Source organism: Janthinobacterium sp. GW822-FHT07H11 (assembly GCF_058798615.1).
This window is the reverse complement of sequence record NZ_CM179507.1, coordinates 2,505,374-2,530,534: the sequence shown is the minus strand read 5'-3', so window position 1 is coordinate 2,530,534 and position 25,161 is coordinate 2,505,374. Positions and strand designations below refer to the sequence as shown.

At 63.8% G+C, this 25,161-nt stretch carries 20 protein-coding genes and 4 tRNA genes; 13 read left to right on the top strand and 11 right to left on the bottom strand.

What is annotated here, in order from left to right:
• Positions 1 to 94 precede the first annotated feature (94 nt).
• From AC3RCJ_RS11300 to AC3RCJ_RS11275, 6 genes are all read left to right on the top strand, one after another.
• Positions 95 to 179: transfer RNA gene (locus tag AC3RCJ_RS11300), tRNA-Leu, on the top strand.
• A gap of 239 nt (positions 180 to 418) precedes the next feature.
• Positions 419 to 2,596, top strand: coding sequence for a heparinase II/III domain-containing protein (locus AC3RCJ_RS11295; protein WP_492959984.1), 2,178 nt, complete (start codon positions 419 to 421; stop codon positions 2,594 to 2,596).
• Between the two features lie 192 nt (positions 2,597 to 2,788).
• Positions 2,789 to 2,873: transfer RNA gene (locus tag AC3RCJ_RS11290), tRNA-Leu, on the top strand.
• Between the two features lie 181 nt (positions 2,874 to 3,054).
• Positions 3,055 to 4,119 (top strand): NF038122 family metalloprotease, encoded by a 1,065-nt coding sequence (locus AC3RCJ_RS11285; protein WP_492959982.1) that lies wholly within the window; start codon positions 3,055 to 3,057, stop codon positions 4,117 to 4,119.
• A gap of 186 nt (positions 4,120 to 4,305) precedes the next feature.
• A tRNA-Leu gene (locus AC3RCJ_RS11280) sits at positions 4,306 to 4,390 on the top strand.
• Positions 4,391 to 4,465: 75 nt separating this feature from the next.
• A tRNA-Leu gene (locus AC3RCJ_RS11275) sits at positions 4,466 to 4,550 on the top strand.
• 98 nt (positions 4,551 to 4,648) lie between these two features.
• Here AC3RCJ_RS11275 and AC3RCJ_RS11270 read toward each other — a convergent pair.
• Complete coding sequence (locus AC3RCJ_RS11270; RefSeq protein ID WP_492964026.1) at positions 4,649 to 5,500, bottom strand: SDR family oxidoreductase; 852 nt, start codon at positions 5,498 to 5,500, stop codon at positions 4,649 to 4,651.
• A gap of 111 nt (positions 5,501 to 5,611) precedes the next feature.
• On the opposite strand from AC3RCJ_RS11270, the gene AC3RCJ_RS11265 reads away from it, so the two are divergent.
• The 4 genes from AC3RCJ_RS11265 to phaP all read left to right on the top strand — a co-directional run bounded on the left by AC3RCJ_RS11265 (position 5,612) and on the right by phaP (position 9,339).
• Positions 5,612 to 6,040 (top strand): winged helix-turn-helix transcriptional regulator, encoded by a 429-nt coding sequence (locus AC3RCJ_RS11265; protein ID WP_492964025.1) that lies wholly within the window; start codon positions 5,612 to 5,614, stop codon positions 6,038 to 6,040.
• A gap of 92 nt (positions 6,041 to 6,132) precedes the next feature.
• Positions 6,133 to 8,373, top strand: a complete 2,241-nt coding sequence (locus AC3RCJ_RS11260; RefSeq protein WP_492964024.1) for an ATP-binding protein — start codon at positions 6,133 to 6,135, stop codon at positions 8,371 to 8,373.
• 51 nt (positions 8,374 to 8,424) lie between these two features.
• Positions 8,425 to 8,619: a hypothetical protein gene (locus AC3RCJ_RS11255; protein ID WP_492964023.1), complete on the top strand. Its 195-nt coding sequence runs from the start codon at positions 8,425 to 8,427 to the stop codon at positions 8,617 to 8,619.
• Between the two features lie 108 nt (positions 8,620 to 8,727).
• Positions 8,728 to 9,339 (top strand): TIGR01841 family phasin, encoded by a 612-nt coding sequence (gene phaP / locus AC3RCJ_RS11250; RefSeq protein ID WP_492964022.1) that lies wholly within the window; start codon positions 8,728 to 8,730, stop codon positions 9,337 to 9,339.
• Positions 9,340 to 9,434: 95 nt separating this feature from the next.
• On the opposite strand, the gene AC3RCJ_RS11245 is transcribed toward phaP, so the two are convergent.
• Together AC3RCJ_RS11245 and AC3RCJ_RS11240 are read right to left on the bottom strand one after the other, a co-directional pair.
• Positions 9,435 to 10,082 (bottom strand): helix-turn-helix transcriptional regulator, encoded by a 648-nt coding sequence (locus AC3RCJ_RS11245; protein ID WP_492964021.1) that lies wholly within the window; start codon positions 10,080 to 10,082, stop codon positions 9,435 to 9,437.
• On the bottom strand, positions 10,079 to 11,296 hold the full coding sequence (locus AC3RCJ_RS11240; RefSeq protein WP_492964020.1) for an MFS transporter: 1,218 nt from the start codon (positions 11,294 to 11,296) through the stop codon (positions 10,079 to 10,081). Before AC3RCJ_RS11240 ends, AC3RCJ_RS11245 begins: the two co-directional genes overlap by 4 nt.
• A 148-nt stretch (positions 11,297 to 11,444) precedes the next feature.
• On the opposite strand from AC3RCJ_RS11240, the gene AC3RCJ_RS11235 reads away from it, so the two are divergent.
• From AC3RCJ_RS11235 to AC3RCJ_RS11225, 3 genes are all read left to right on the top strand, one after another.
• Positions 11,445 to 12,155: an SMI1/KNR4 family protein gene (locus tag AC3RCJ_RS11235; protein ID WP_492964019.1), complete on the top strand. Its 711-nt coding sequence runs from the start codon at positions 11,445 to 11,447 to the stop codon at positions 12,153 to 12,155.
• 89 nt (positions 12,156 to 12,244) lie between these two features.
• Entirely contained in the window at positions 12,245 to 13,894 is a 1,650-nt protein-coding gene (locus AC3RCJ_RS11230; RefSeq protein WP_492964018.1) for a VRR-NUC domain-containing protein, read from the top strand.
• A complete protein-coding gene (locus AC3RCJ_RS11225) occupies positions 13,891 to 16,146 on the top strand; it encodes an ATP-dependent DNA helicase (RefSeq protein WP_492964017.1) in 2,256 nt (751 codons plus the stop codon). The genes AC3RCJ_RS11230 and AC3RCJ_RS11225 overlap by 4 nt, the downstream gene beginning before the upstream one ends.
• Here the strand turns inward: AC3RCJ_RS11225 and AC3RCJ_RS11220 are convergent.
• From AC3RCJ_RS11220 to phoR, 8 genes are all read right to left on the bottom strand, one after another.
• Positions 16,132 to 16,869 carry a LytR/AlgR family response regulator transcription factor gene (locus AC3RCJ_RS11220; RefSeq protein ID WP_492964027.1) on the bottom strand — a complete coding sequence of 246 codons (738 nt, stop codon included), beginning with the start codon at positions 16,867 to 16,869 and terminating at the stop codon, positions 16,132 to 16,134. The two genes, AC3RCJ_RS11225 and AC3RCJ_RS11220, sit on opposite strands and share 15 nt — an antisense overlap.
• A 14-nt stretch (positions 16,870 to 16,883) precedes the next feature.
• Positions 16,884 to 17,957: a sensor histidine kinase gene (locus AC3RCJ_RS11215; protein ID WP_492964016.1), complete on the bottom strand. Its 1,074-nt coding sequence runs from the start codon at positions 17,955 to 17,957 to the stop codon at positions 16,884 to 16,886.
• 6 nt (positions 17,958 to 17,963) lie between these two features.
• Positions 17,964 to 18,779 (bottom strand): LiaI-LiaF-like domain-containing protein, encoded by an 816-nt coding sequence (locus tag AC3RCJ_RS11210; protein WP_492964015.1) that lies wholly within the window; start codon positions 18,777 to 18,779, stop codon positions 17,964 to 17,966.
• Positions 18,769 to 19,152, bottom strand: a complete 384-nt coding sequence (locus AC3RCJ_RS11205) for a LiaF transmembrane domain-containing protein (RefSeq protein ID WP_492964014.1) — start codon at positions 19,150 to 19,152, stop codon at positions 18,769 to 18,771. The genes AC3RCJ_RS11210 and AC3RCJ_RS11205 overlap by 11 nt, the downstream gene beginning before the upstream one ends.
• A 393-nt stretch (positions 19,153 to 19,545) precedes the next feature.
• A complete protein-coding gene (locus tag AC3RCJ_RS11200) occupies positions 19,546 to 20,460 on the bottom strand; it encodes an NAD-dependent epimerase/dehydratase family protein (RefSeq protein WP_492964013.1) in 915 nt (304 codons plus the stop codon).
• Positions 20,461 to 20,552: 92 nt separating this feature from the next.
• On the bottom strand, positions 20,553 to 22,499 hold the full coding sequence (locus tag AC3RCJ_RS11195) for a UvrD-helicase domain-containing protein (RefSeq protein ID WP_492964012.1): 1,947 nt from the start codon (positions 22,497 to 22,499) through the stop codon (positions 20,553 to 20,555).
• Between the two features lie 25 nt (positions 22,500 to 22,524).
• Positions 22,525 to 23,721, bottom strand: coding sequence for a selenoneine synthase SenA (gene senA, locus AC3RCJ_RS11190; protein WP_492964011.1), 1,197 nt, complete (start codon positions 23,719 to 23,721; stop codon positions 22,525 to 22,527).
• A 118-nt stretch (positions 23,722 to 23,839) separates the two neighbouring features.
• Positions 23,840 to 25,156, bottom strand: coding sequence for a phosphate regulon sensor histidine kinase PhoR (phoR, locus tag AC3RCJ_RS11185; protein ID WP_492964010.1), 1,317 nt, complete (start codon positions 25,154 to 25,156; stop codon positions 23,840 to 23,842).
• Positions 25,157 to 25,161: the final 5 nt, after the last annotated feature.

Below are 25,161 nucleotides of genomic sequence, written 5' to 3'. Positions count from 1 at the left end.
GGCGCAAAACTCTTCAAGCCGCTATAATAGCAGAATTGTTGCGAAGTTATTTTGTAACAAGTACTCGAGCAGTAAAGCAACAAGCAGCATCAGTGCCCACGTGGCGGAATTGGTAGACGCGCATGGTTCAGGTCCATGTGCCTTCGGGTGTAGGGGTTCGAGTCCCTTCGTGGGCACCATTACCTAATTCGCAAAAAAGCCGCAAACTTTCACGAGTTTGCGGCTTTTTTCATTTCCGGGGCAGCACATCGACCGCCCAAGAAAATTATCAAAAAAGAACATTTGCACTCTATTTAATAGTATATTGACATCTCCCCATGCCGCGCATCGCGCGTGGCTGGCAACCGTATTACGGAGAGACGTCATGACGTGCAGGCCTGGCAAACACACGCGGATTTTTTTCAGCAGCCTCATTGCATTGAGCCTTGGCGCTGGCACCAGCCAGGCGGCGGACTGGGTGACCACCCGTTCCAGCAGCCCTGAAATCGTCAAACCGGCGCCCGAACAGGTGACTTTGCAGGTGCAAAATCCCCCTTCCTTTGCCTGGCCGCGCCATGCCAGCTATCCCGCGCAATATGTCGTGGAGATTGTGCCGGCCGGGGGCACGGCAAGCACCCACACCGTTTCGCGCAACTTCCTGCTGCCGTCAAGCGCACTGCCGCCAGGCAATTATGAATGGCGCGTGAGCCCTCTCTCGACGTCCCCCGACTGGTCCAATAAGCGGCCATTTACCATCGACAGCAATTCACGCACTTTTGTCGTTCCCGAATCGTCCGAGCTGGCGGCCACCGTGCGAGCCCACCCGCGCCCGCGCCAGTTGCCAACCTCCTTTGCGCAAGCAAGCGCCTGGGATGCCGCCATGAACAGCAAACGGCGCCCCTTCCTGAACCGCCTCGTGAGTGAGGTCAATCTGAATACCACCGCCGTGGCCAGCGTCCACGATGGCCTGTGGACCCAGCCCAACGATAGCGGCCAGTACAACCGCATTGCCGATGCCGCCGGCGCCGTGATCCGGCAGATGGAAGCGGCCGCCCTCCTGTTTCGCCTGACACAGGAACGCAGATATCTGGACGAAGCCATACTGCGCGGCGACCAGTTGGCCGCGCTGAATCCGGAGGGCCCCACCAGCTATAAGGCGCAGGATCAGGTCGCGCGCATGATTGCCCTGGTACTTGCGAAGGGCGCCGATTTTCTGTGGCTGGATCTGGACGCACCTCGCCGCGCGCACTGGCTGTCGGTCGCCGCGCAGCGGCTGACACCGATTTATGCAGACCTGTCCATCGCCGGCGGACGTCTGGACCAGTCCCCCATGGACTCGCACGGCGTCGAGGCGCTCGGTTACCTTGCCGCCACCTCAACCCTGCTGCTCGATGCCAGACCGGAAGCGCAAGCCTGGTTCAACTTCGCCGTGCGCTCGTACATGCATATCGTCCACGTCTGGAGTGGCCCGGAAGGCGGCTTTGCCAACGGCTCGGCGTATGGCCAGTACACCACCGACATGCAAATGCAATTATGGCAGCCGCTGGCCGAAGCCACTGGCGTCAACCTGTTCAACAAACCCTGGGCGGCGGGATTCTCCCATTATTTCATGCAGTTCATTCCACCGAACGCGCCCCGCCATGTCTTCGGCGATGTCCATGAAAGCAAACCGGACCCGGCGCTCCTGAAGGCCTATGTAGCGCGGCAAGCCACGCCAGCGGCCGCCTGGTACAGCAGCCAGCCAGGCGCGCAGGAAAATCCCATCACCCTGCTGCAGGCGCCCTACCCGCTTCCCGCCGATACGGTCGCCCCCGCAGCACCGCCCAACGCCATGCTCTTTCCCAGCATTGGCTGGGCGGCCATGCATAGCGACATCAGCAATGCTGCCCGCACGTCCGTCTACTTCAAATCGAGTCCGTTTGGAGCCTTCAATCACAGCCACGGCGATCAAAACAGCCTGGTCATCAACAGCGGCAACAAGCCACTGCTGATCGAAGCCGGGTACCAGGACTACTATGCATCGCCGCTCTCGAAAAGCTGGTACCGCCAGTCGCGCGCGCATAACGCCATCACATTTGATGGCGGAAAAGGCCAACTTGTCGACGGCCATTACGAGACGCGCTACAAGAACGGCAAGATCACGGCCTTCACGCACGGCACCGACCTCGATTACGTGGAAGGCGATGCCAGCGCCGCCTACAGCAACGACCTGAGCCTGGCCAGGCGCCAGGTATGGTATTCGCGCCAGAACGACGTGGTGGTAGTACTCGACAAGCTGAATTCCGCAACAGCCCGCACTTTCGAATGGAACATCCATGCGCTCACTACCTTGTACCTTTACCCGAATGGCCGGGCCAGCATCGAAAATGGCACGGCTTCGCTTTGCCTGCAATCCCTGCGGCCGGACGAGGAGCAATTGTCCGGCTATAGCGCCCCCAATCCGCCCCTCGAAGCCAGCCAGCAGCATGCCGCTTACATCAAGACGGCTCCCGCCATGGCGGCAGAGTTCCTGATCGTGCTCGACATCGGCTGCAAATCGGTGCCAACCACCTTGCAGCCGGTGCCTGGCGGACGCCTGCTGCAGATAGGCACGCAAACCATCACCCTGCCGCAATAAACGCCAAACGCCTGTTTTTGCCGAAAAAACAGGCAGATCCATCCTCCCTTTCATAGGGAAGTGCCTGTTTTCAGGTGAAAAGGGTATTTCTTGAAGAAAAGTGCAAAATGTTGATTGACCGAATGCGCGCCAGCCCTTATGATTTTGTCCTCGCTGCAGAACACGCAGCGACAAGCAGCAAGCAGCATCAGTGCCCACGTGGCGGAATTGGTAGACGCGCATGGTTCAGGTCCATGTGCCTTCGGGTGTAGGGGTTCGAGTCCCTTCGTGGGCACCATTACCTAATTCGCAAAAAGGCCGCAAACTTTCACGAGTTTGCGGCTTTTTTCATTTCCGGCGCCAAGCGATGCTGTCGGCATTCTTGACAGTTGCAGGCCGCACCAGCGCCAAGTCCCTGATTTTAAAGCTGAGCACGCTTCTTGCCTGCAGGATGGCATCGCCACTCCTGGAGCGCCGCCATGAAACGCCTCGTCACCGTCCTCGCCTTGATCCTGCCTGCCAGCACCATCGCCTCGCCCCTGTTCAATCTGCACTATGTGCCTGGTACCTCGTTGCAGGCGCAGCAGGGATTCCAGGCGGCGGCCGCGCGCTGGTCGCGCGTGTTGAAGGACAACGTCACGCTGGACTTGACGGTGGGCTTCAATTCGCTGGGCGGCAACATCCTCGGACAAACGGGCTCGTCGGAGTCGTTCTATGCCTACCGCGACTTTCGCGGCGCCCTCGCCGCCGACGCCACCTCCGCCATCGACCAGCGGGCGCTCGCGCATTTACCAGCAGGCAACAGTTTCGGCATGCTGCTCAACCGCACGGCCAACAATCCCAACGGCCCCGGCAGCGCCCTGCCCTATGTCGACAACAATGGCGACGACAATAACAGCGTCCTCTATCTGAGCAATGCCGAGGCCAAGGCCATCGGCCTGGTGCCGCCACCGCAGTCGCTGCCCGGCTGCATCGGCAATTGCGACGGCTTCATCCAGTTCAACAGCGATTTCAATTTCGATTTCGATCCCGGCAATGGCATCGGCGCCAACAGCATCGACTTCATCGGCGTGGCCATGCATGAAATCGGCCATGCGCTGGGCTTTCTCAGCGGCGTGGACATCCTCGACTTCAACTCGCCGCCGCTGGGCGGACCCTACGACGACACGGAATTTACCTACGTGTCGGGACTGGACCTGTTCCGCTACTCGGCCGAGAGCGCCGCGGCCGGCGTGATCGACTGGACGGCCGACAACCGCGACAAGTATTTCTCGCTCGACGGCGGCGTCACGCGCGGGCCGCTGTTTGCCAATGGCAGCTTCCACGGCGACGGCGACCAGGCCAGCCACTGGCGCGACCAGCGCGGCCTGGGCATCATGGACCCGACGGTGGCGTACGGCGAGCGGCTGCGCCTGCGCGCCAACGACCTGATCGCGCTCGACGCCATCGGCTGGGACGTCGACCTGGCAGCCATCCCCGCGCCGGGCACCCTCTCCCTGCTGTGCCTGGCACTGATGCTGCTGGCACTGCAGCAACGACGCTGAATACGCTGAAAAAACAGGCAGCCTCAAGCCATTTCTCATAGTGAAACACCTTTTTTCAGCCGAAAAGGGTGTTTCTTGAAGAAAAGAGCAAAATGTTCATTGACCGAATGCGCGCCAACCCTTATTATTTTGTCCGTCGCTGCAGAACATGCAGCAGACAGCAACAAGCAGCAAACGCAGCACAATGCCCACGTGGCGGAATTGGTAGACGCGCATGGTTCAGGTCCATGTGCCTTCGGGTGTAGGGGTTCGAGTCCCTTCGTGGGCACCACCAGCAACGAGTCGTTTTCGTTGTAGTCCGCAATAAAGCAGTACAGTAGTGAGATAGAGCAGTAGCAGCATCAGTGCCCACGTGGCGGAATTGGTAGACGCGCATGGTTCAGGTCCATGTGCCTTCGGGTGTAGGGGTTCGAGTCCCTTCGTGGGCACCATTACCAAAATTCGCAAAAAAGCCGCAAACTTTCACGAGTTTGCGGCTTTTTTCATTCCAGAATGCCGCGCGCTCTACCCAAGCTGCGGCACCCTCCCCTTATTTGCCCAGCGCCGCCTTGACGGCCTCAAGCAGGCTCGTCGTCGGACGGCCTATCAGCGCGCTCAATTGCCTGTCGTTGTCTTCCAGGCCACCCTTGGCCGCGCCCGCATCGGAATCGGCCAGCAAGTCGGCAAAGCCTTCCGGCACGCCCACGCTCACCAGCGCCGCCTTGAAGTCCGCCTGCGGCATATCCTTGTAGACGATCGCCTTGCCCGACTGGCGCGCCACTTCGGCCGCGTACTCGGCCAGGGTAAAGCCGTGGTCGCCAGCGAGTTCATAGATGGCTTGCGGCTGGTCCGCGACCAGCACGGCGGCGGCGGCGGCGGCATAGTCAAGACGCGCGGCCGACGAGAAACGCCCGTCTTGCGCCGCGCCCAGCACCACGCCATGATCGAGCACGGGCGCCAGGTGTTCCGTATGGTTTTCCAGGTACCAGCCGTTGCGCAGGAACGAGTATGGCAAGCCGGAAGCGCGAATCGCCGCTTCCGTGATCACGTGTTCGGCGGCCAGGCCCAGCGGCGAGGTGTCGGCGCGCAGCACGCTGGTATAGGCCAGCAGGGAAACGCCGGCGCGCTTGGCCGCATCGACGACATTCTGGTGCTGCTGCGCGCGCTGGCCCACTTCGCTCGACGAAATCAGCAGGATCTTCGTGGCGCCCTTGAAGGCCGCGTCGAGGCTGGCGCCGTCGTTGTAGTCGGCCTGGCGCACTTGCACGCCCTTGGCGGCCAGGTCTTGCGCCTTGGCCGGGTTGCGCACGGCGGCGATGATGCTCGACGCGGGGACGGATTTCAGCAGGCTGGCGATGACGTGCTGGCCCAGCTTGCCTGTGGCACCGGTAATGACGATCATGATTTCTCCTTGGGGGTTGACGGCTAAATCCCTATAATAGGCCTATTACTTACTTATTGTAAGTACGTACCTTTTGGTAAGTATGAATTGAACTTTTCCAGGCCAACCATCATGCCCACAGACACTCCCGGCGCCAGCCTGCGCGCCGCCCTCGCCCGGCAACAGCAGGGCGCGCACCTGCTGGCGGCCACCTGCCCATCGCGCGCCGTGCTCAGCCATCTCACCAGCCGCTGGGCCGTGCTGGTGCTGGTGCTGCTGCTGAGCGGCACGCGGCGCTTCAGCGAACTGCGCCGCGAAGTGGGCGGCGTCAGCGAAAAGATGCTGGCGCAAACCCTAGAAGCGCTGGCCGGCGACGGCTTCGTGCTGCGCCAGGCCTACCTGGTGATTCCGCCGAAGGTGGAATACAGCCTCACGCCGCTGGGGCGCGAAGCGGCCGAACGGCTGGCCGTGCTGGTCGACTGGATAGAGGATAATTATCCGCGCATCGAACAGGCGCGCGCGGCCCTGCCGGCGGCACCGGCCGTGCAAGACGCGGCGTGAGCAGATTGCTTTTAGTAATCAGCAATTATCGTTTACTCCTTCTTGCCTTGATGTAATACTAGCTTCACGATACGCGCAAGGGACGCGACACCATGAATCAGTTGATATCCTCCATCGCCGACCGGGCCAAGGTGCTGCTGGTCAGCAGTTCGCCGAACGATGTGCGCGAACTGCTGTATGTGCTGGACCGGCATAACCTAGGCACGGGCCTGGCCGGCGATATCGATGAAGGCGTGGAACTGGCGGCCGGCGGCACGGACCTGATCCTGCTCGACACGGCCCTGGCCGGCACGAACATCGGCGCCACCTGCATGCGCCTGCGCAATGCGGGCGGGCGCCACGGCGTGCCCCTGCTGCTGATGTCGTCCACCCCCAGCGCCGAGGAACAAGGCCGCAGTGTGGGCGCCGGCGCCTCCGACTACATCAAGATGCCGTTCAATGCGCGCGACGTGGCGGAAAAAATCCTCATGGAACTGGCGCTGCACAAGGCGGAGGCCCCGGCGTCCCATCCGGCCGCGCCGCCGCGCCCGCTGCATCCGCAGACGCTGGAAGTCAATTACCACTCGATCCTGGCCGGCTCGCCCGACGCCGTGCTGCTGTTCGACATCGACAACAGCCTGCTGATCGACGCCAACCACCTGGCCGAAGAGCTGTTCGGCCTGCCCCTGCCCCAATTGCTGCAGGGCGGCATGGAACCGCTGTTTCCCAGGAAACAGGACGATGGCCTGTCTTCGCCCCAGTTGCTGGAAGAAAAGATACGCGATACCTTGCAGGGCAAGATCGTCGTCTTCCGCGCCACCTGCTGCCACCGCGACGGCCACCCCATCGAATGCGAAATCCGTTTGATGCGCCTGTCCGTGCCGGGCCGCCAGCTCGTGCATGCGCGCATCATCGACTTGACTGAACGCAACCTCGCCGAAGCCATGCGTTCGGGCCAGCGCACCTTGCTGGAAATGGTGGCCAAGGGCGCGCCGCTGATCCCCACGCTGAACCAGCTGCTGCTGCTGATCGAGGGCCAGTCGCGCGGCGTGTATTGTTCCATCATGCTGCTCGACGACGACGGGCGCCACATGCACAGCGCGGCCGGCCCCAGCCTGCCGCCCGACTACATGGCCCTGCTCGAAGGCGTGGAGATCGGCCCCGGCGTGGGTTCCTGCGGCACCGCCATGTTCCGCCGCGAGCAGGTGATCGTCAGCGACATCATGCACGACCCGCTGTGGGCACCCTACCGCGAACTGGCCGCGCCGTTCGGCCTGCGCGCCTGCTGGTCGCGCCCCATCTTCGGCCAGGACGGCACCGTGCTCGGCTCGTTTGCCATGTATTACCGCGACGTGCGCAGCCCCGATGCGCAAGACCTGGCCCTGATCGACTCGGCCACCGACCTGGCCGGCATCGCCATCGGCCGCATGCGCCACGAGCGCGAGTTGCAGCGCCACCGCGCCCACCTGGAAGAACTGGTGGCCGAGCGCACGGCGGCCCTGACCCTGGCCAAGGAGCAATCGGAACAAGCCAACCGCGAACTGGCCGCCGCGCTGGAAAACCTGTCCATCACGCAGGAAGAACTGGTGCGGCGCGACAAGCTGGCCGCGCTCGGCGCGCTGGTGGCCGGCATCGCGCACGAACTCAATACGCCGATCGGCAACGGCCTGGTGGTGGCCACCACCATGGCCGAGCGCACGCGCGAGATCCAGGCCAGCTTCCTCGACGGCCTGCGCCGCTCGGAACTGGAAAGCTACCTGAGCCAGGCGGGCGAGGCGGACGCCATCATGCTGCGCAATCTGCAGCGGGCCGCCGACCTGGTATCGAGCTTCAAGCAGATCGCCGTCGACCGCGCCAGCTCGCAGCGCCGCAGCTTCCTGCTGCGCCAGTTCGTGGGCGAACTGATGCTGCCGATGTCGACGCCATTGAAGGCCGCCGGCGTCAGCCTGACGCAGGACGTGCCGGACGGCCTGGCCATGGACAGCTACCCCGGCCCGCTGGGCCAGGTGCTCGGCAACCTGGTGGAAAACTGCCTGCGCCATGCCTTCGACGGGCGCAGCGGCGGCAGCATCACCGTCGCCGCGCGCGCCAGCGACGACGGCCAGGGCATCACCGTGTCCGTGGCCGACACGGGCGTGGGCATCTCCGCCGACGACCTCACGCATATCTACGACCCCTTCTTCACCACCAAGCTCGGTTCGGGCGGCTCGGGCCTGGGACTGCACGTGGCGCACAACATCGTCACGGGCGTGCTGGGCGGGCATATCGACGCCACCAGCAGCCCGCAGGGCACCACGTTCACCGTGCAGCTGCCTGCCGTGGCGCCCCGCTCGACGACGCCGGACGCCCCCTGACGGGCATGGCGCTACAATGCGCACTGGCCTTACTTTTCGGATCACATCACCATGAAACACCTGATCGCCGCCGGCCTGCTGGCCGCCTGCGCCGCCGCAGCGGCCGGCCCCGCCCCCTGGTACCTGTGGCGCAGCAAGGTCGACGGCACCCTGTCATGCGCGCAATCGACGCTGGGATTTGGCTGGGAACTGGCCTCGGGCCCGTACAAAGATAGCCGTTGCGAAAAACCGGCGCTTGCTAAATAATGGGGTCATAACAACACGGGGCAACCGGCTTGACTGCAAGCGATGGCAATGCGGCGTCGAAAGAGTATGGAACGATAAGAACGTATCTATTCAAACCGAGGAGACCACATGTTTACCAATCCCGAACAATTCGCATCGGCCACCAAGGCCCTGTTCGAATTCCAGCTGATGACCTTCAACACCCTCACCACCAAGGCCGTGCAAGGCGTGGAGCAAGTGCTGGCGCTGAACATGGCCACCGCCAAGTCCGGCATCGAGGATGGCATTGCCGCCAGCAAGGAAATCAGCCAGGCCAAGGATCCGAAGGCCGCCATGGCCGCCGCCGCCGCCCAGCTGCAACCGGGCGTGGCCGGCGCCAAGGCCTACAAGCAGCAGCTCGACGACATCATCAAGGAAATCCACACGGATTTCACGACGGCCGCCGAAGCCCACGTGGCCGAGGCGAAAAGCAATTTAAGCGCGCTGATCTACGACGTCACGAAAAACGTGCCGCCGGGCTCGGAAAACGCCGTGGCCATCGTCAAGGCCGCCATCGACAACGCCTTCCTCGGCTACGAACAAGTGACCAAGGCCACGCAGCAGGCGGTAAAGACCGTGGAAGAGCAGATCGCCAAGGCCAGCGCGCAAGTAGCGCAGGCCACGGAAAAAGCCACGGCCGGCGCACAGGCTGCGGCTGAAAAGGCGGCACCTGCGGCCAAGCCGAAAGCGGCCAAGAAATAAGATGCAGGTCCGATTAGCGCGGCAACGCCGCGCTAATCGGATGCATTGTTGGCGCCAATGGTGATGTCGGGTTACGCGCGCAGCGCTAAGCCGGCCTACAGCCCGGCCGACGACGCATCCACCGGCACGATCCGGTACACGCAGCGCCTTCCCCCCTCCAGCAGATGCTCGCTGCGCGCCACCGTGCAATCGTCCCCCAATACCCGCTGAAAGATGGCCAGCTCCGAGCGGCAGAAATTCTGGCAGGCCGTGGCGGCCGCACAGATCGGGCAATGGTTTTCCACCAGCAAGACACTGCCATCGTCCTGCGGCTCCGCATGGGCCATGTAGCCCTCGCCATCGCGCGCCCGCGCCAGGCTGTCCACTCTTTGCGCCAGCGCAAGCCGGGGATCGACCAGCTTGCCATAGGCCGCCTCGCTGCCGCGCTCGCGCGCGCCGATCAGTTGATGCAGTCCCTCCTCGCCGAACAGGGTGCTCACTTGCGCGATCAATTCCAGGGTCAGGTCGGCATGGCGGTCGGGAAAGCGCGCATGTCCCTCCCGCGTCAGCGCCCAGCGCCGCGACGGGCGTCCCACCTTGTCGGCCACGTCCTCGAAGGCCACCAGGCCCTTGTCGTGCGCCGCCTCGAGCTGGCGCCGCGCGCCCATGGAGGTGATATCGAGCAAGGCGGCCAGTTGCTGCGCCGTCTGCGGCCCCCGCATCTTCAGCAGGAACAGCGTCTGCCCGGACGTGCCCGCGCTCATGCGACGGCCTTCGCATCAACGGCGCCGGCCAGCTGGCGGCGCCAGGCCGCCATGCGCCAGGCGGCCCAGGCGGCCGACATGGCGCCCGCTATCAGGATCAGCCGCGTATCGATCAGGGTCAGCACGGAGCCGCTCAAGGCCACGACAATGTTGGCGATGCAAAAGGTGGTGGCCAGCAAGCCCATCACGGCACCCTGGCCGTGCGCGCTGAAGCGCTCGGCGCACCAGCCCTGTATCACCGTGTTGTACAGCGCGTTCGGGATGCCGAACAGCACAATGGCGGCGATGCCCACCCAGATATTACCCAGCGCCAAAATCCCGACGGCCAAGGCCACGCCGCAGGCATACCAGCTGGCGCGCAGCAGCGGCGCATGGCGGCTGGGACCGCCCGCCAGCAGGGATGTGACCGTCATCGTGCCGCACAGCCCCACGTTCACCCAGGCGATCGCTTGCGCATCGTAGTTGGCCGTCTCGACCAGCCACAGCGGATAGAACTCATAGAAGCTGGCCACGCCGCAGGTCAGCGCCAGCTGCACGATGAACAGGGTGCGCAGCTCCTCGTGGCGCAGCAGGTTCAGCGAATGGCGGTCGCGCGCCACCTGCCACCACGACGTCGTCAAGAGCGAAGGCGTTTCGCGCGGCAAGCCGACGGCCACCAGCACGGCGACGAGCATCAGGGCGGCGGCGGCAATCCAGAACGGCACCGTCACGCCCCAGCCCAGGGTCGCGCCCGCCAGGATAGGTCCCACCAGCCAGCCCAGGTAAAACGCCCCGTTCAGCCAGGACATGGCGCGCAGGCGCAGCGGCCCCGTCAGCTGGTCGGCCAGCATGGCGCGCGCCACGGCGCCATTTCCTTCCAGCAAACCGGTGATGAAACGGGCGACGATGAACAGCGGATACGACTGGATCACCAGCGCCCAGGCCGTGATGGCGTGGCCGATGGCGGCGCCCACGGCCGTGCGCATCAGCAAGGGGCGGCGGCCGTAGCGGTCGGACAAGGGCCCCAGCAGGGCCGAGCCGATCAGCAAGCCCAGCGGGTTGATGGTCAGCGCCAGGCCGAACAGCAATTTTGACGGCAAGCCGAGGAAATTGTTGAAGGCGTTCGGCGCCTCGGCCGCGAACAGGGGCGGCAAAATCGGGTAAGGCAGCGAGGCGCCGATGGTCGACAGCAGCGCCAGCAGGCAGGCGGCGGAAATCAGGATGATGTTTTTCATGCGAACTCGATCGATAGTGTCTGGCAAGACTACGTGCTCATGCCAGATAAGTAAACTGAAATGTTTATTAATTACCGCCATCATTGCTGCCGGACGCGCCATCGCCTCGGCTATCATGCCCGCATGAATCACGTTGAACAGGACACACATGACACTGTCAGAAATTGAACGGCAACACGGTTTCGCCTATCCCGCGCTGTACCGGCAGCTGGAGCGCGACGGCATGCTGGACGTGGGCGAATACGGTACCGACTGGTACAAGCTGGTCTATCCCACATTGAAGGATCAACCCACCCTGCTGCTGCATGCCGATGATTTCGAATTGCTCAATATCAAGGCCGTTGCCGACGAACTGGCGGCGCTGCACGATGCGGACGATTACCGGCAGGTCGATCCCGCCCTCCGCTTCATCCCGTTCGCGCAAACGGGCGCGGGCGACCACTACTGCTTTTTCGCGTCAGGCGAACAGAACGGCGAGATGCCCGTCGTGCTGCTGTGGCACGACCAGGATGCAGCCCAGTACCTGGCGAAGAACCTGCAGGACTTCCTGTTTCACATGTTATTGAATAGCATGGCCGACCAGGATACCTACAACGAGGTCAGCGACGAGGAATTCAGGGAACAGCTGGAAAAAACCCTGCTCACCCATGCGCGCTACCTGCCGCCGGAACAGGCGCAGATACTGCACACGCTGCTGGCCAGGGATATCGTCGATTACGAGGTGGTGCTGCCGAAAGGACGCAAGCAAGCGCACCGGGGCTTGCTGACCGATATGGAACTGGCCAGGCTGCGCGCGGAATGCATTCCTTACGAAAAGTTCGACAGCTGTTTTGCCTACAGCACGGCTGGCGGAAGATAAAACCGCTGGGCAAGCGGCGGCGGAAGGTTTAAACTGTATATAAACACAGTAAAAGCCATCACCTTGCAATTTGCCCTATTGATATTCCCATGCTGAGAGTCCTGGAAAATCCCCTGTACTATCTGGATAATTTCCAGGACGTGCTGAGCTGGATAGCCGCGCGTTACGCCGATCTGCTGAGTCTTGAGGAAACGCGCTTCATCGCCGACTTCGGCGCCCTGCCGCAGGCCTCGCGCGCGCTGTTCGTGCGCCTCGTCATGCGCAAGGGCTGTCTGTTTCGCGCCAGCAAGCTCAATTATCCGGAAATCGGCGACACGCGCGCGGCCGCCCTGCCCTTGCTGGCCCTGGCATGGGTGGAAGCCGATCCCGTCATTGCGCTCGACGAGCTGTTCGAGCAACTGCTGAAAGCGGAAATCGCCCAGGCATTCGACCTCGCCGCCCCCCTGAAGGCGGCGCGCAAGGCCGAGCAATTGCATGCCTTGCGCGAGCAGCATACGGAAAACAGACCGTTCTCCGCCTGGCACCCTGCCTCCGGCGACGTGCTGTACCGCATCGCCAACCAGGCCCTGTGCGACCGATTGCGCCTGATTTATTTTGGCAACTATCACCAGGACTGGTCGGAATTCGTGCTGTCCGACCTCGGTGTGTACCAGTATGAAAAAGTGGAATTCTCGCCCGCCTCGCGCGGTTTTCGCACGCGCCAGGATGTCGAGCACTATGCAGTGCTGCACCAGTGCCGCGAACGCTACAACGACAGCGCGCCGGCCGACGAGGTGCTGCAGGAACTGGCCGCGCTCCCCTTGTCCCAGGACAATACCTGGCTGGCTGGCCGGCGCGACAAGCTGCGCTTCCAGATCGCCCAGCACCTGGAAAAATGCCAGGACTGGCCGGCCGCCTACCGCGCCTATGCCGATTGCCGCTATCCGGGCGCCCGGGGCCGCGCCATCCGCGTGCTGGAGAAAGACGAGCAGCCGCAGGCGGCCTACGACCGGCTGACGCTCGCCCTGGCCGCGCCGGAAAGCGAGGCGGAACAGCAATTGCTGCTGCGCATGGCCCCGCGCTTGCGGCGCAAGCTGGGCCATGCAAAACAGGCGCCCAGCGCCCCCGCCAGCGTCGAGCGCATCGACCTGCGGCTGCCATATCCCGGCGAAGCATGCTACGTGGAAGGCGTGGTGCAGCAGCATCTGATGCAGGACGACGCGCCCGTGTACTACGTGGAAAACACCCTGATCAACTCGCTGTTTGGCCTGCTGTGCTGGCCCGCCATCTTCAAGGCCATACCGGGCGCCTTCTTCCACCCGTTCCACCGTGGCCCGGCTGACCTGCACAGCGCGGATTTTCATTTGCGCCGCAGCAAGGACTTCGCCGCCTGTCTGGCGCGGCTGGACGACGGCAGCTACCACGCCGCCATCCGCGCCACGCTGGCCGCCAAGCACGGCATCGTCTCGCCGTTTGTCAGCTGGGATGTGCTGGGCGACGGCTTGCTGGACCTGGCGCTGGCCTGCATGCCGGCCGCCCACCTGCGACGCGCATTCGAACGCATCTTGCTCGATATCAAAAGCAACCGCAGCGGCTTGCCTGATCTGATCCAGTTCTGGCCGGCGGAACGGCGCTACCGCATGATCGAAGTCAAGGGTCCGGGCGACCGCCTGCAAGACAACCAGCTGCGCTGGATCGCCTATTGCGCCCAGCACACCATGCCCGTCAGCGTGTGCTACCTGCAATGGGAGGGCGCATGAAATACACGATCGCCGTGCGCGCCCTGTGCGAGTTCACCGCCAAGGTGGGCGACCTGGACTTGCGTTTTACCCCCTCGCCCACGGCGCAGGAAGGCATGGCCGGCCACGCCACTGTCACGGGCCGGCGCGACGACGATTACCAGCGCGAAATCAGCCTGTGCGGCGACTTCGGCTCCCTGCATGTGCGCGGGCGCGCCGACGGCTACGACCCGGCACGCCGCCAGCTGGAAGAAATCAAGACCTACCGGGGCGACCTGGACGCCATGCCCGCCAACCACCGCCAGCTGCACTGGGCGCAGGCGCGCATCTACGGCCATTTGCTGTGCCAGCAACTGAACTTGCCCATGCTGCGCGTGGCGCTCGTGTATTTCGACATCGTGAGCCAGAAGGAAACGCTGATGCACGAGGAATGCACGGCCGAGGCGCTGCGTCTGTTCTTCGAGCAGCATTGCGCCCTGTTCCTCGACTGGGCCGAACAGGAAATGGCGCACCGCGCCAGCCGCGACGCGCAGCTCACGGCCATGGCCTTTCCCCATGCCAACTTCCGCCCGGGCCAGCGCCAGCTGGCCGAGGCCATGTACAAGGCCAGCAGCCGCGGCTGCGGCTTGCTGGCGCAGGCGCCGACCGGCATCGGCAAGACGGTGGGCAGCCTGTTTCCCATGTTGAAAGCCACGGCCGCGCATGGCCTCGACAAACTGTTTTTCCTGGCCGCCAAGGTGCCGGGCCGGCAGATGGCGCTCGACGCCTGCGCCATCCTGAAAAACAGCGCGCCGCTGCTGCCGCTGCGCGTGCTCGAACTGAGCGCCAAGAGCAGCGCCTGCGAGCATCCCGACAAAGCCTGCCATGGCGAATCGTGTCCGCTGGCCAAGGGATTCTACGACCGTTTGCCGCTGGCGCGCGCAGTGGCGCTGGCCAGCGGCTTGATATTGGACAAGGAAGCCGTGCGTGCCATCGCCTTGCAGCAGGGTATTTGCCCATATTACCTGGGCATGGAACTGGCGCGCTGGAGCGACGTCGTCATCGGCGACTACAATTATTATTTCGACCTCAGCGCCATGCTGTACGGCATGACCCTGGCCCACGACTGGAAAGTCAACGTGCTGGTCGACGAAGCGCACAATATGGTGTCGCGCGCGCGCAGCATGTATTCGGCCGAGCTGGCGCAGATCGACCTGAAAATGCTGCGCAAGTTCGCCCCCGAAGCGTTGAAGAAACCGCTGGACCGCCTGTCGCGCCAGTGGACAGCATTACTAAAAGAGCAGGTTGGCGACTACCACGTGCATGCGGCCTTGCCCGACAAGTTCTTTGGCGCCCTGCAAGGCGTGGCGACGGCCATCGGCGACTACATGGCCGAGCACGCCGCCGCGCTGGACGAAGACTTGCAGCGCTTTTATTTCGACGTGCTGCTGATCAACCGCCTGGCGGAAAGCTTTGGCGCGCATTCGCTGTTCGACGTCAGCAAAACGGACACGGGCTCCACCGTCTGCATCCGCAACATCGTGCCGGCGCCGTTTCTCAAGGAACGCTTCGCGGCCAGCCACAGCACGGCCCTGTTTTCCGCCACCCTGAGTCCGTGGAATTACTACAGCGACACGCTGGGCATGCCGGCCGACACGGCCTGGGTCGACGTGGAATCGCCATTCCAGGCGGAACAACTGTCGGTGCGCGTGGCCGACGGCATTTCCACGCGCTACCAGCACCGCGCCGCTTCGCTGCTGCCCATCGCGCAACTGATGGCGAAGCAATACGCGGAAACGCCGGGCAACTACCTGGCCTTCTTCAGCAGCTTCGATTACATGGAAAAGACGGCCCATCTGTTCGCCCAGCACTATCCGGACGTGCCCCTCTGGCAGCAGCCGCGCCGTATGGACGACGCGGCGCGCGCGCAATTTTTGGGCCGTTTCGGCCTGGACACGCGCGGCATCGGCTTTGCCGTGCTCGGTGGCGCCTTTGGCGAAGGCATCGACTTGCCCGGTGCCCGCCTGATCGGCGCCTTCATCGCCACCCTCGGTTTGCCGCAGATCAATCCCGTCAACGAGCAGATCCGCCAGCGCATGGGCGAACTCTTCGGTTCCGGCTACGACTACACGTATTTATATCCGGGCATGCAAAAGGTGGTGCAGGCGGCGGGCAGGGTCATCCGTACCCAGTCGGACAAGGGCGTCGTCTATCTGATCGACGACCGTTTTTCGCGCCCGGAAATCCGCCAGCTCCTGCCCACGTGGTGGGATGTGCAGCTAGCCAACCAGTAACTTCAGCTTCTGGTAGCCCGCCTTGCTCACGGGTATCCTCGTGTCATCGCGCAAGATGGCCACGTGGCTGTCTTTCGTCGCCGCCTCGATGCGGCGGATGCCGTCGATATTGAGCAGATACGAGCGGTGCACGCGCAGGAACTTGGCGGGGTCGAGCTGGCTTTCCAGTTCCGCCAAGGTCTGGCTTTTCAGGTAGGACTTGCCCTCGGAACGGATGCTGATGTAATCGTCCTGCGCCTCGACATAGTCGATGCGCGCGCAGGCGATCACGTGGACCTTGGCGCCGTCGCGTATCAGCACGCGGTCCAGGGGCGCGGCGCGCGTGGCCGCCTCGCGCGCCAGCGTTTGCACAGCAGTCAACTGCGCGGGCGCGCTGCGGTTGGCGCGCGCATGGGCCAGCGCCTGCTCGAAGCGCTGTTCGCTGAACGGTTTCAGCAGATAATCGAGCGCATGGCATTCGAACGCCTTCAAGGCGTACTGGTCGTAGGCCGTGACAAAGATCAACCTTGTCTTCGCGCCGATCAGCTCGGCCACTTCAAAACCGTCCAGGCGCGGCATCTGGATGTCGAGGAACACCAGTTCCGGTTCCAGTTCCGCGATGGCCTTGACGGCGTCGAAGCCGTTCGCGCATTCGGCCACGATGTCGATATCGTCATGGCGCGCCAGGTATTCGCGCAGCACGCTGCGCGCCAGCGCTTCATCGTCGACGATGGCGACCCGCATTCTTGCCTGCATACTCATTCCTCCACGTGACCGGTCTGCGCCGGCATGGAAATCATCACCTCGAAGCGCGCGCCGCGCCTGGCCCAGTGCACGCTGGCCTCGTGGCCATGGGCGCTGGCCAGGCGCTGGCGCACATTTTCCAGGCCCAGCCCCTGGCCACGGGCCAGTCCTTGATCCGCGTCAACGGGATTGCGCACGGCGATCTGCAGCAGGCTGCCCACGCGCCGGGCCTCGATGGCGATCAGGCCGCCCTGGGTCAAGCCGCAAATGCCGTGCTTGACGGCATTTTCCACCAGCGGCTGTATCAGCATGGGTGGCAGCAGGCAGTCGAGCGCGTCGTCCGCGACGGTTTCCTCGACCTGCAGGCGCTCGCCGAAACGCACCTGCTCGATAGCCAGGAAGTGGCGGATCAGGGCCAGTTCCTGGCGCAGCGTGATGTTCTTGTGCGCCTCCATGCTGAGGCTCTGGCGAAAGAAGCTGGCCAGCTGCACCGTCATCTGGCGCGCACCGGCCGCATTGATGGACGTCAGGGCGCTGATGGAGTTCAGGCTGTTGAACAGGAAATGTGGATCGATCTGCGTGCGCAGCATGCGCAGCTGCGCTTCCTGCGCCATCAGCTGCGCTTCCAGGCCCCGCTGCTCGGCCATCCTGGCGCGCACGAATTCCAGCAACAGGTAATGCACGGCGGCGGCCAGGCAATACAGCAGCACGCCCAGGCCGAAGAACAGGGCCAGCAGCGATGGCCCCAGGTGCACGCCCAGCCAGTGCACGTCGGGCAGCAGGCTGACGCTGTTGAGAAACTGCAGCAAGGTGGCCCACAGCAAGCCCGCGAACAGGGCCGCCACGGCCATCACACCGGCAATCGCCAGCGGATGGCGGGCGTGCAAGGGATAGGCGCGGCACAGGTAAAAGGCGGAAAAGCCCGTGCCGATCGCATACACCAGGGTGGCGGGCACCACCAGCAGGATGGCATTGAGCCAGGGCGCATGGGCCACCCTGGCCAAAACAAAAGCCAGGGCCAGGCCCAGCGCGAGGCAGACCAGCAATAACACGACGGCGCCGCGCCGCCTCGACAAGGCCCCCGGCATGCGCGCCTAGTTGCGGATTTCCAGGCCGCCCATGATGGCGTAGCCCGTCACGTACAGGCGCTTGTCCTGGTTCGGCGGCACGATGGTCTTTTCCTCGAAACCGCCCAGGATGGGCGTGCCCTGCAGGATCACGCTCCAGTCGGGCGGAATCTTGATGGTGATGCCGCCGCACATGGCAAACACGTTCAGCACGGCCTCGCCTTCGATCGAGGCCTGGCGCAAGTCGATCTCGCAGCCGGCCATGATGACATTGATGTCGCCCCCCTTGAAAAGCTTGGACGACACGCGCCGTACGTAGCCGCCGAGGATGGCCGTCACCTCGATGATGCTGTCGTCGTCGGCCGCGCCCGCGCCCGCGGCATCGGGCCCGGCCGCCTCGCCGCCCTTGTCCAGCGAAACGGGGCCATGCCCGGCCTGGCGGGACTGGTCCGGCGGCGCGGCCTGCGGGCCACGCGCCGCAAAGCGCCGGCGCCGCTGGCGCTGCTGCGCGCCGGGCAAGGACTTCGACACCACCGCCACGCCCACGGCAATGATCAACAAGGGCCACAGCATGTCCCAGTTCATGTAGAAGATGCCCATGTGCTTGAGGCTCCAGGCCACGCCCAGCAGCACCAGCATGCCGCCCAGCAGGTAACCGTTGGCGCTGCGGCTTTGCGACAGCTTCAGCAAGCCGAAGACGATCAGGGCCGTGGGCCAGAAACGGAAGGTGTAGCGCACATTGATGAAGCCGAGGTTGTCGAGCAGGAACAGCAGCCCCAGGCCGATGACGATCACGCCCAGCACGATCTGCGAGGGCGAATGCAGCTGCGGTTTATTTTTCATGCTCGGACTCCCGGTAAGCAATAAAATGCTTGTTCAACAGCGGTTCCAGCACCAGCCCCACGCCCCAGGCGATCAACAGGGCGGGCCAGCTGGAATAGAAACTCAAGCCCCAAAGTTCCTCATACGAAACATACCACCAGGCGGCGAAGAAAATCAGCCACAAGCCACTTAATATTTGCCTGGCCGACACCGGTGCCAGCAATTTGTTCAAGCCGAAGACGAGCAGCAGCAGCGGCCAGTAATGCCATAAGGAATAATAATCGCGCAGTATGATCACATCGAGCCGGTCCAGCAGGATGACGCCGCCCAGGGCGATGAGCAACAGCCCCCACAGGAGCTGGGTGCGGCGGCAATACGCATGTTCAGGTTTCACGAGAGCCCCTCTTGGTGTTGGTTGATCGTAAAGATACGCGCAATCGCCGCGCGGGGAAACGCCTGTTCGGCGAATGGCGGCTGGGGAACGGTCAATGGCGGGCACGCAGGCGGTGGCGAAAAAAAAGGCCGGCAAACGCCGGCCCGCAAGGGGTTAATACAAGATTTAACGCCGGAGAACTGCTGCTGCGCAGGGTATCGGGCGTGCTGCCGGCCCGGATGCCATGCGGGAGAATCTGGTGCCGATCCTTGAGGCGACCGGCTGACCTGCTGGAAGATCGAACATGCCGCCAACTTCACGGCAGTGCGTCTCAACCAAGCAAGGACATCATACTCCCGATCGCCCAATAGCACCGTTCGCTAGCGCACACAGATGCGGTTTTGCTGAGCTGCATCAAACGGCGATGGCGTGCGGCGGGTTGAGCATATCGTGCTCGATCCAGGCCAGCACGGAAGGCCCTTGCGGCTGCCAGCCCAGCAACGTGCGCGCCCGCTCGCCGCGCACGCGGCTGTTCGAACCGAGGCCATACGACGCCATCTCGTAGCCCCATTCGGCAATCGCTTCCGGCAACGGCCAGTCCTGGGCCGGACCCAGGTCCAGCGCCCCGGCGATGGCCGCCGTCATGTCGCGGAAGGCCGCCTCGCCCGATTCGACAAAGTAAAACGTGCCGGCGGGCGACTTGTCCAGCGCCAGCAGGTACAGGCTGACGACGTCGCCGATGTGCACGTTCGACCAGATATTGCGGCCCGGCCCCACGTGGCGCACGATGCCGCTCTTGCGCGCCTGTTTCAATAAGCGGGGCAATTGCACGCTGTCGCGCGGCAAGGCGCCGTGACCGTAGATCAGGGTATTGCACAGCACGCTGGCGCGCACGCCCTTGTCGGCGCTGGCCAGCACCAGCTCGTCGATGGCGACGCGGGCCGCCTTGTCGGCCGTCGGCGCCGGCAGCTTGTCTTCCTCATAGATCCGTTCCGTGCCCTCGCCGCCCGAGGCGTCGCCCACGATGGACGAGCCGCTGGTGTGCAAGAACGGCTTGTTCGTGCCGGCCAGCGCGTCGAGCATGGCTTCCACGGCGCCCCGGTGGTCGCTGCTGGCCGCATTGATGACGGCGTCGGCCGCCCTCGCCTGCTCGATGAGCAGTTCGCGGTCATTGAGCGTGCCGACGATGCCTTGCACGCCGATGGTGGCCAGCTCGGCCACCTGCTCCGGCTTGCGCACGAGGCCCGTGACCTGATGGCCGGCGCGCACGAGGCCCGCCGCGATGGAACTGCCGATGAAACCTGCTGCGCCCGTTAAAAACACTTTCATAGTTGCTCCTGTCTGGTTAGATTGCTGTCAATCACACCAGCCCAGTATGCCCGCTTTCGTCTTTCACAAAAAGCAGCCGCATGGCAAAAGATTTATGACTTGGGCGCAACAATATTGCTTTTCAGCTGCAGGGCGGCAATGTAGCGGCTCTGGTAGGCGGGGTCTTGCGGCGTCAGCAAGGTCAGCCTGTCGCGCGCCCGCGTGGCGGCCACATAGAAACGGTTTTCCTCTTCCAGCGGGTCGGTCTTGCTGCGCGGAAATTCATCGACAGCCAAGTAGGGCAAGATCACGTGGTGGTATTCGAGACCCTTGATCTGGTCGATGCAGGCGATCACCAGCTTGGCCTTGCCGCTGGTCACGGTAACGGCCTCTTCCATCTCGCCCAGCCAGCCGGCAAAGCCGCCCAGCGCCACGCCCGCCTCGCGGCACACGGCAATGAAGCCGTGCAGGGAACGGGCCACCACCCGCGCCTGGGCCGGATCGACATAGATGCGGCGCGCCGTCTGTTCCAGCTGCATCCGGCCAAAGATGTGCTGCAGCGCGTCACCCGCCAGGGCATCGGGCGGCAGCGCGCGCAGGTAGTCGACGGCGGCCAGGGTCAGCGCCGCCTTGTCCTGGTTGTGCGACTTGGCCAGCTGGTTCGTCAAGAAGCCTTCCAGCAAGTCGGGATAGTTGGCCACGTCGGCCTTGGCTTGCTGCAACTCCGTGCGCGTAAACGGGATTTCCGCGAAGGCCACCAGGGCTTCGAGTATCTCGCCGCGGCGCGGGCCGCTCTTGATCGCATGTAAATCCTTGCGGGCGATGGCGACCATGCCGCGCAGCATCAGCACTTCTTGGCTCAGCAGATAGCTGTTCATGTCCACCAGGCCATACGCGATGCCGCTCTGGAACAGCGCCGTTTCCACGCGGATGGCCTGGTCGCGGTCGCGCAGCAAGATGGCCGTGGTGCCCGCATGCGCGTGTTCGAGCGCGGCGATCAGCTGGGCGCTGCAGGCCTGCGGCTGCGCATGGTCATATTCGAACAGCTCGATGTGGGTGGCGCGCGACAGGGCCGACACGCTGGCCTTGTTCTTCAGCACGCCCACGGCCTGCGCCAGCTGCGGGCCGTAGCGGTAGGACGCCGTCAGCGGCAGGCGCTGCAGGGCGGGAAATTCCTGCTCGAAACGCTGGCGCAAAAAGCGGTGGTCGGCGCCCGACCAGGTGTAAATGACTTGATCCTTGTCACCGGCGCCGCAAAAAAACGCGTTGCCACGGCGTATCAACATGGTCAGCAGGCGGAACGACGCTTCGTTCAAGTCGTGCAATTCATCGGCCACGATGATCTGGAAGGCCGGCAACTGCTGGCGCAGCGGCTCGTCGCCGTCGAGCATGCGCACCAGGTCGTAGGTGGCGTCGAACGGGGCGCGGAACTGGATGTCGCCCGTGTCGGCGCCGCGCAAGCCTTCGTATTCGCGCAGCCACAGATAATGCGTGCGCGACATGCCCAGCAGCTCCAAGTTGTCATCGAGGGAATTGCTCTCGAAGTCGGGATTTTGAAAGTCCAGGCGCGCCTTGGTGCGCAATTGCAACTTCAAGAATTCGGCGATGGCCCCGTTGGTCGTGTTGATTTCCAGCGGGTAACGGTGAGCGTATTTCTCGGAAACCACTTCCAGCGCTTCCCAGGCCACGGGGCGCAGCTCTTCATCGCTGCGCATGAACGCCACTTGCATGTTTTCCAGCTGCAACAGCACCTTGGCGGCAAAGGCGTCGAAGGTGTCGACGGTCAGCCGCTTGACGACGCCGAGCGGCACGCCCACCTCCAGCAGGCGCTGGCGCAGGGCCACGCGCGCCGCTTCCGTAAACACCAGGGCCAGCATGCGCTCGGGCGCGCGGCCCCGGTGCAAGGCTTCGGCCAGGCGCAGGGCCAGGGTGGTCGTCTTGGCCGCGCCCGCATTCGCATCGATCAGCACGACTTTCTTTTGCGCCGTCTGGATGGCGACTTGCTCGGCCGTGGGCGTGATGCGCTTGGGAATGAATTGCGGGGCGTTATCTATACTCAAAAGAAATCCTGAAATGGTTGCGGTCCTACCAGGCGCAGGTGCGCAAGCCCGTGAAGCCCGCGCCGTGCGCCGGGGCCTGGAAGGCGCGCATGCGCGGCGAAACCAGGCGCGGCGGCGTGGCGAACGAAGCGCCGCGCAGCACTTGATGCTGCAGGAAGTACGGCGCCGAATACTCGCGCCAGGCATCGGGCACGAAGCCCGGATACGGCTCGAATGGCGTCGCCGTCCATTCCCACACCTGGCCCCACTGGAACAGCGGATGGCCGGACAGCGCAGCATACTCCCATTCCGCCTCCGTCGCCAGGCGGCGGCCCACCCAGGCGCAATAGGCCTGCGCCTCATACAGGTTGATGTGGCGCACGGCTTCCTGCGCCGGCAAGGTCATCGGCTTGCCAAACCTGACCGTGCGCCAGCGCATGCCGTCGCGCCGCCAGTACAGCGGCGACGAACGTTCCTGCTGCATCAGCCAGGCGCTGCCGGCAGCACTCCAGTACTGGCGGTTCTGGTAGCCGCCGTCGGCAACGAATTCCGCAAACTGGGCGTTCGACACGGGCACGGAATCGATGGCGAACGGCGGCACGTAACAGGCGTACGGCGGACATTCATTGTCGAAGGCAAAGCCACCATCGCGCCGCGAGCCCAGTTCGATGGTACCGCCAGGAAAGCTTATCTGGCCCGCCCCCGTGGGCAGGGCCCGGCCGCTTGCCCGGCTGTCCGGTGGCGCCAGGCCCAGCCATTGCAAGCCGGCCAGCAATTGTTCGCCGCACAGGTCTTCATGCGCCAGCGCCAGCCGGTAAGGCGCCAGCGCGCTGTCGACGCTGGCCTCGCGCGAAAGCTTGTCGAGCACGCGGTCCAGCACCTCATGGCAATACGTCTTCATGGCGCCAGGGCTGGGCAAGTCCAGCGTCCAGCGGGCGTGCTGGGCCAGCATATTGGCGTCGAACAAGTCGTCGCCGCGCGTCAGCAGCGAATTGTAGATGGCATCGGCCGGATGGCTGGAAGCGGCTTCGCGCAGGATGAACCATTCGGCAAACCAGGCGATATGGCCGAGTTGCCACAGCGGGGGATTGAGCTGCGGATGGTGCGGCATGCCGTCCACCACGTCCAGCCCGACGAGCAGGTAACAGTCGAACAGGGACAGGGTGGCCTGGCGCGCGGCCTGCAGCGACTGGGCCAGCTGCTGCGCACCTGCATGGCGAAAGGAAGCGTTGATTAAAGTCATGGCCCGATTGTAACGACTTTTGCCAACATTACACTAGTCGCGCGGGAACATGGGCGGCGATACGGATGAAATGCGGCGGGACGGGAGCCTTTCAGGCGCCCTGCCGCCGGCACAAAACTTATTTGATCAGCAATTCGCCCTGCAGCGGCGTGACGACGGACTTCGGCATGCTGACGATGAAGCTGCTGCCCTTGTCGGCCACGGACTGGATGGCCAGGGTACCGCCGTGGCGCAGCAGCACGTGCTTGACGATGGCCAGGCCCAGGCCCGTGCCCTGGGTTTCGCGCGAGCGGCTCTTGTCGACGCGGTAGAAACGCTCGGTCAGGCGCGAGATATGTTCCTGGCTGATGCCGATGCCCGTATCCTGCGCGATGAATTGCGGCCCGGCCGGGCCATCCTGCCAGCGCAGGGTGATGGTGCCGCCGGCCGGCGTGTAGCGCACGGCATTCGACGCCAGATTGCCGAAGGCGCTATACAGTTCGTCGTAGCTGCCCAGCACGTCGGGACCCTGGCATTCCATCTTGATGTCATGCTTGCCCGCCGATAAGCCCTTGGCGTCGCGCAAGACCTGCTGCATCAGCTTCTTGATGTCCACCGGTTCGGGGCGCAGCGGATAGTCGACCGACTCCAGGCGCGACAGGGTCAGCATGTCCTCGATCAGGTGCTGCATGCGGTGGCCCTGCTCCGTCATCAGCTTGAGGTGGGCGGCGCGCGTGGCGGCGTCCAGGTCCAGCTCGGCGGAAGCGATTTCCAGGAAGCCCACGATGACCGTCAGCGGCGTGCGCAGTTCGTGCGAGGCGTTGGCGATGAAGTCGCGGCGCATCATTTCGATGCGTTCCGTCTCCGTCACGTCGTGCGTGACGAGGATCTGGCGGCGGTTCTCGAACGGGATGATCTGCACGATCAGCTTGCGATTGCGGAAGGTGATCGTCAGCGGCTGGTCGTAGCGGCCCAGGATGATGTAATCCATGAACTCGGGGCTGCGGATCAGGTTAGTCACGCGCATGCCCTTGTCGCGCTCGTGCGTGAGGCCCAGGTGTTTCTCGGCGGCCGGGTTGCACCATTCGAGGAACAGCACGTCATCCATGATGACGACGCCATCGGGCAGCAAATGCATGGCCTGGCGGAAGCGCGCCAGCCATTCCGTCAGCTCGGCCTGGTTTTTCTCGTCGTCGCGGCGCATGCGGTACAGGCGCGCGAAGATGCTGGTCCAGGCGCCCCAGCCGTCGGGCAGCTTGGCGCTTTGCGGATTGTCCAGCCAGTTACTCAGCTGGAACAGGTACGACAGCTGCACGAACACCATCATGGCCATCAGCACGAAAGCGATGCCCAGCGCATACGTGGCGCCAAACAGATACCAGACGATGGCCACGCCCAGCAGCGCCAGCACCATGCGCAGGGCGGCCGGTACCCAGAACAGCAATTTCGGATTCATAGATG

Excerpts from the sequence above, each read along its gene's own strand:
- phoR (WP_492964010.1), bottom strand. The coding sequence starts at position 25,156 with ATGAATCCGAAATTGCTGTTCTGGGTACCGGCCGCCCTGCGCATGGTG.
- senA (WP_492964011.1), bottom strand. The coding sequence starts at position 23,721 with ATGACTTTAATCAACGCTTCCTTTCGCCATGCAGGTGCGCAGCAGCTG.
- phaP (WP_492964022.1), top strand. The coding sequence starts at position 8,728 with ATGTTTACCAATCCCGAACAATTCGCATCGGCCACCAAGGCCCTGTTC.
- AC3RCJ_RS11215 (WP_492964016.1), bottom strand. The coding sequence starts at position 17,957 with ATGCCGGGGGCCTTGTCGAGGCGGCGCGGCGCCGTCGTGTTATTGCTG.
- AC3RCJ_RS11230 (WP_492964018.1), top strand. The coding sequence starts at position 12,245 with ATGCTGAGAGTCCTGGAAAATCCCCTGTACTATCTGGATAATTTCCAG.
- AC3RCJ_RS11225 (WP_492964017.1), top strand. The coding sequence starts at position 13,891 with ATGAAATACACGATCGCCGTGCGCGCCCTGTGCGAGTTCACCGCCAAG.
- AC3RCJ_RS11285 (WP_492959982.1), top strand. The coding sequence starts at position 3,055 with ATGAAACGCCTCGTCACCGTCCTCGCCTTGATCCTGCCTGCCAGCACC.
- AC3RCJ_RS11255 (WP_492964023.1), top strand. The coding sequence starts at position 8,425 with ATGAAACACCTGATCGCCGCCGGCCTGCTGGCCGCCTGCGCCGCCGCA.
- AC3RCJ_RS11270 (WP_492964026.1), bottom strand. The coding sequence starts at position 5,500 with ATGATCGTCATTACCGGTGCCACAGGCAAGCTGGGCCAGCACGTCATC.
- AC3RCJ_RS11210 (WP_492964015.1), bottom strand. The coding sequence starts at position 18,779 with ATGAAAAATAAACCGCAGCTGCATTCGCCCTCGCAGATCGTGCTGGGC.
- AC3RCJ_RS11235 (WP_492964019.1), top strand. The coding sequence starts at position 11,445 with ATGACACTGTCAGAAATTGAACGGCAACACGGTTTCGCCTATCCCGCG.
- AC3RCJ_RS11260 (WP_492964024.1), top strand. The coding sequence starts at position 6,133 with ATGAATCAGTTGATATCCTCCATCGCCGACCGGGCCAAGGTGCTGCTG.
- AC3RCJ_RS11265 (WP_492964025.1), top strand. The coding sequence starts at position 5,612 with ATGCCCACAGACACTCCCGGCGCCAGCCTGCGCGCCGCCCTCGCCCGG.
- AC3RCJ_RS11200 (WP_492964013.1), bottom strand. The coding sequence starts at position 20,460 with ATGAAAGTGTTTTTAACGGGCGCAGCAGGTTTCATCGGCAGTTCCATC.
- AC3RCJ_RS11220 (WP_492964027.1), bottom strand. The coding sequence starts at position 16,869 with ATGCGGGTCGCCATCGTCGACGATGAAGCGCTGGCGCGCAGCGTGCTG.
- AC3RCJ_RS11245 (WP_492964021.1), bottom strand. The coding sequence starts at position 10,082 with ATGAGCGCGGGCACGTCCGGGCAGACGCTGTTCCTGCTGAAGATGCGG.
- AC3RCJ_RS11240 (WP_492964020.1), bottom strand. The coding sequence starts at position 11,296 with ATGAAAAACATCATCCTGATTTCCGCCGCCTGCCTGCTGGCGCTGCTG.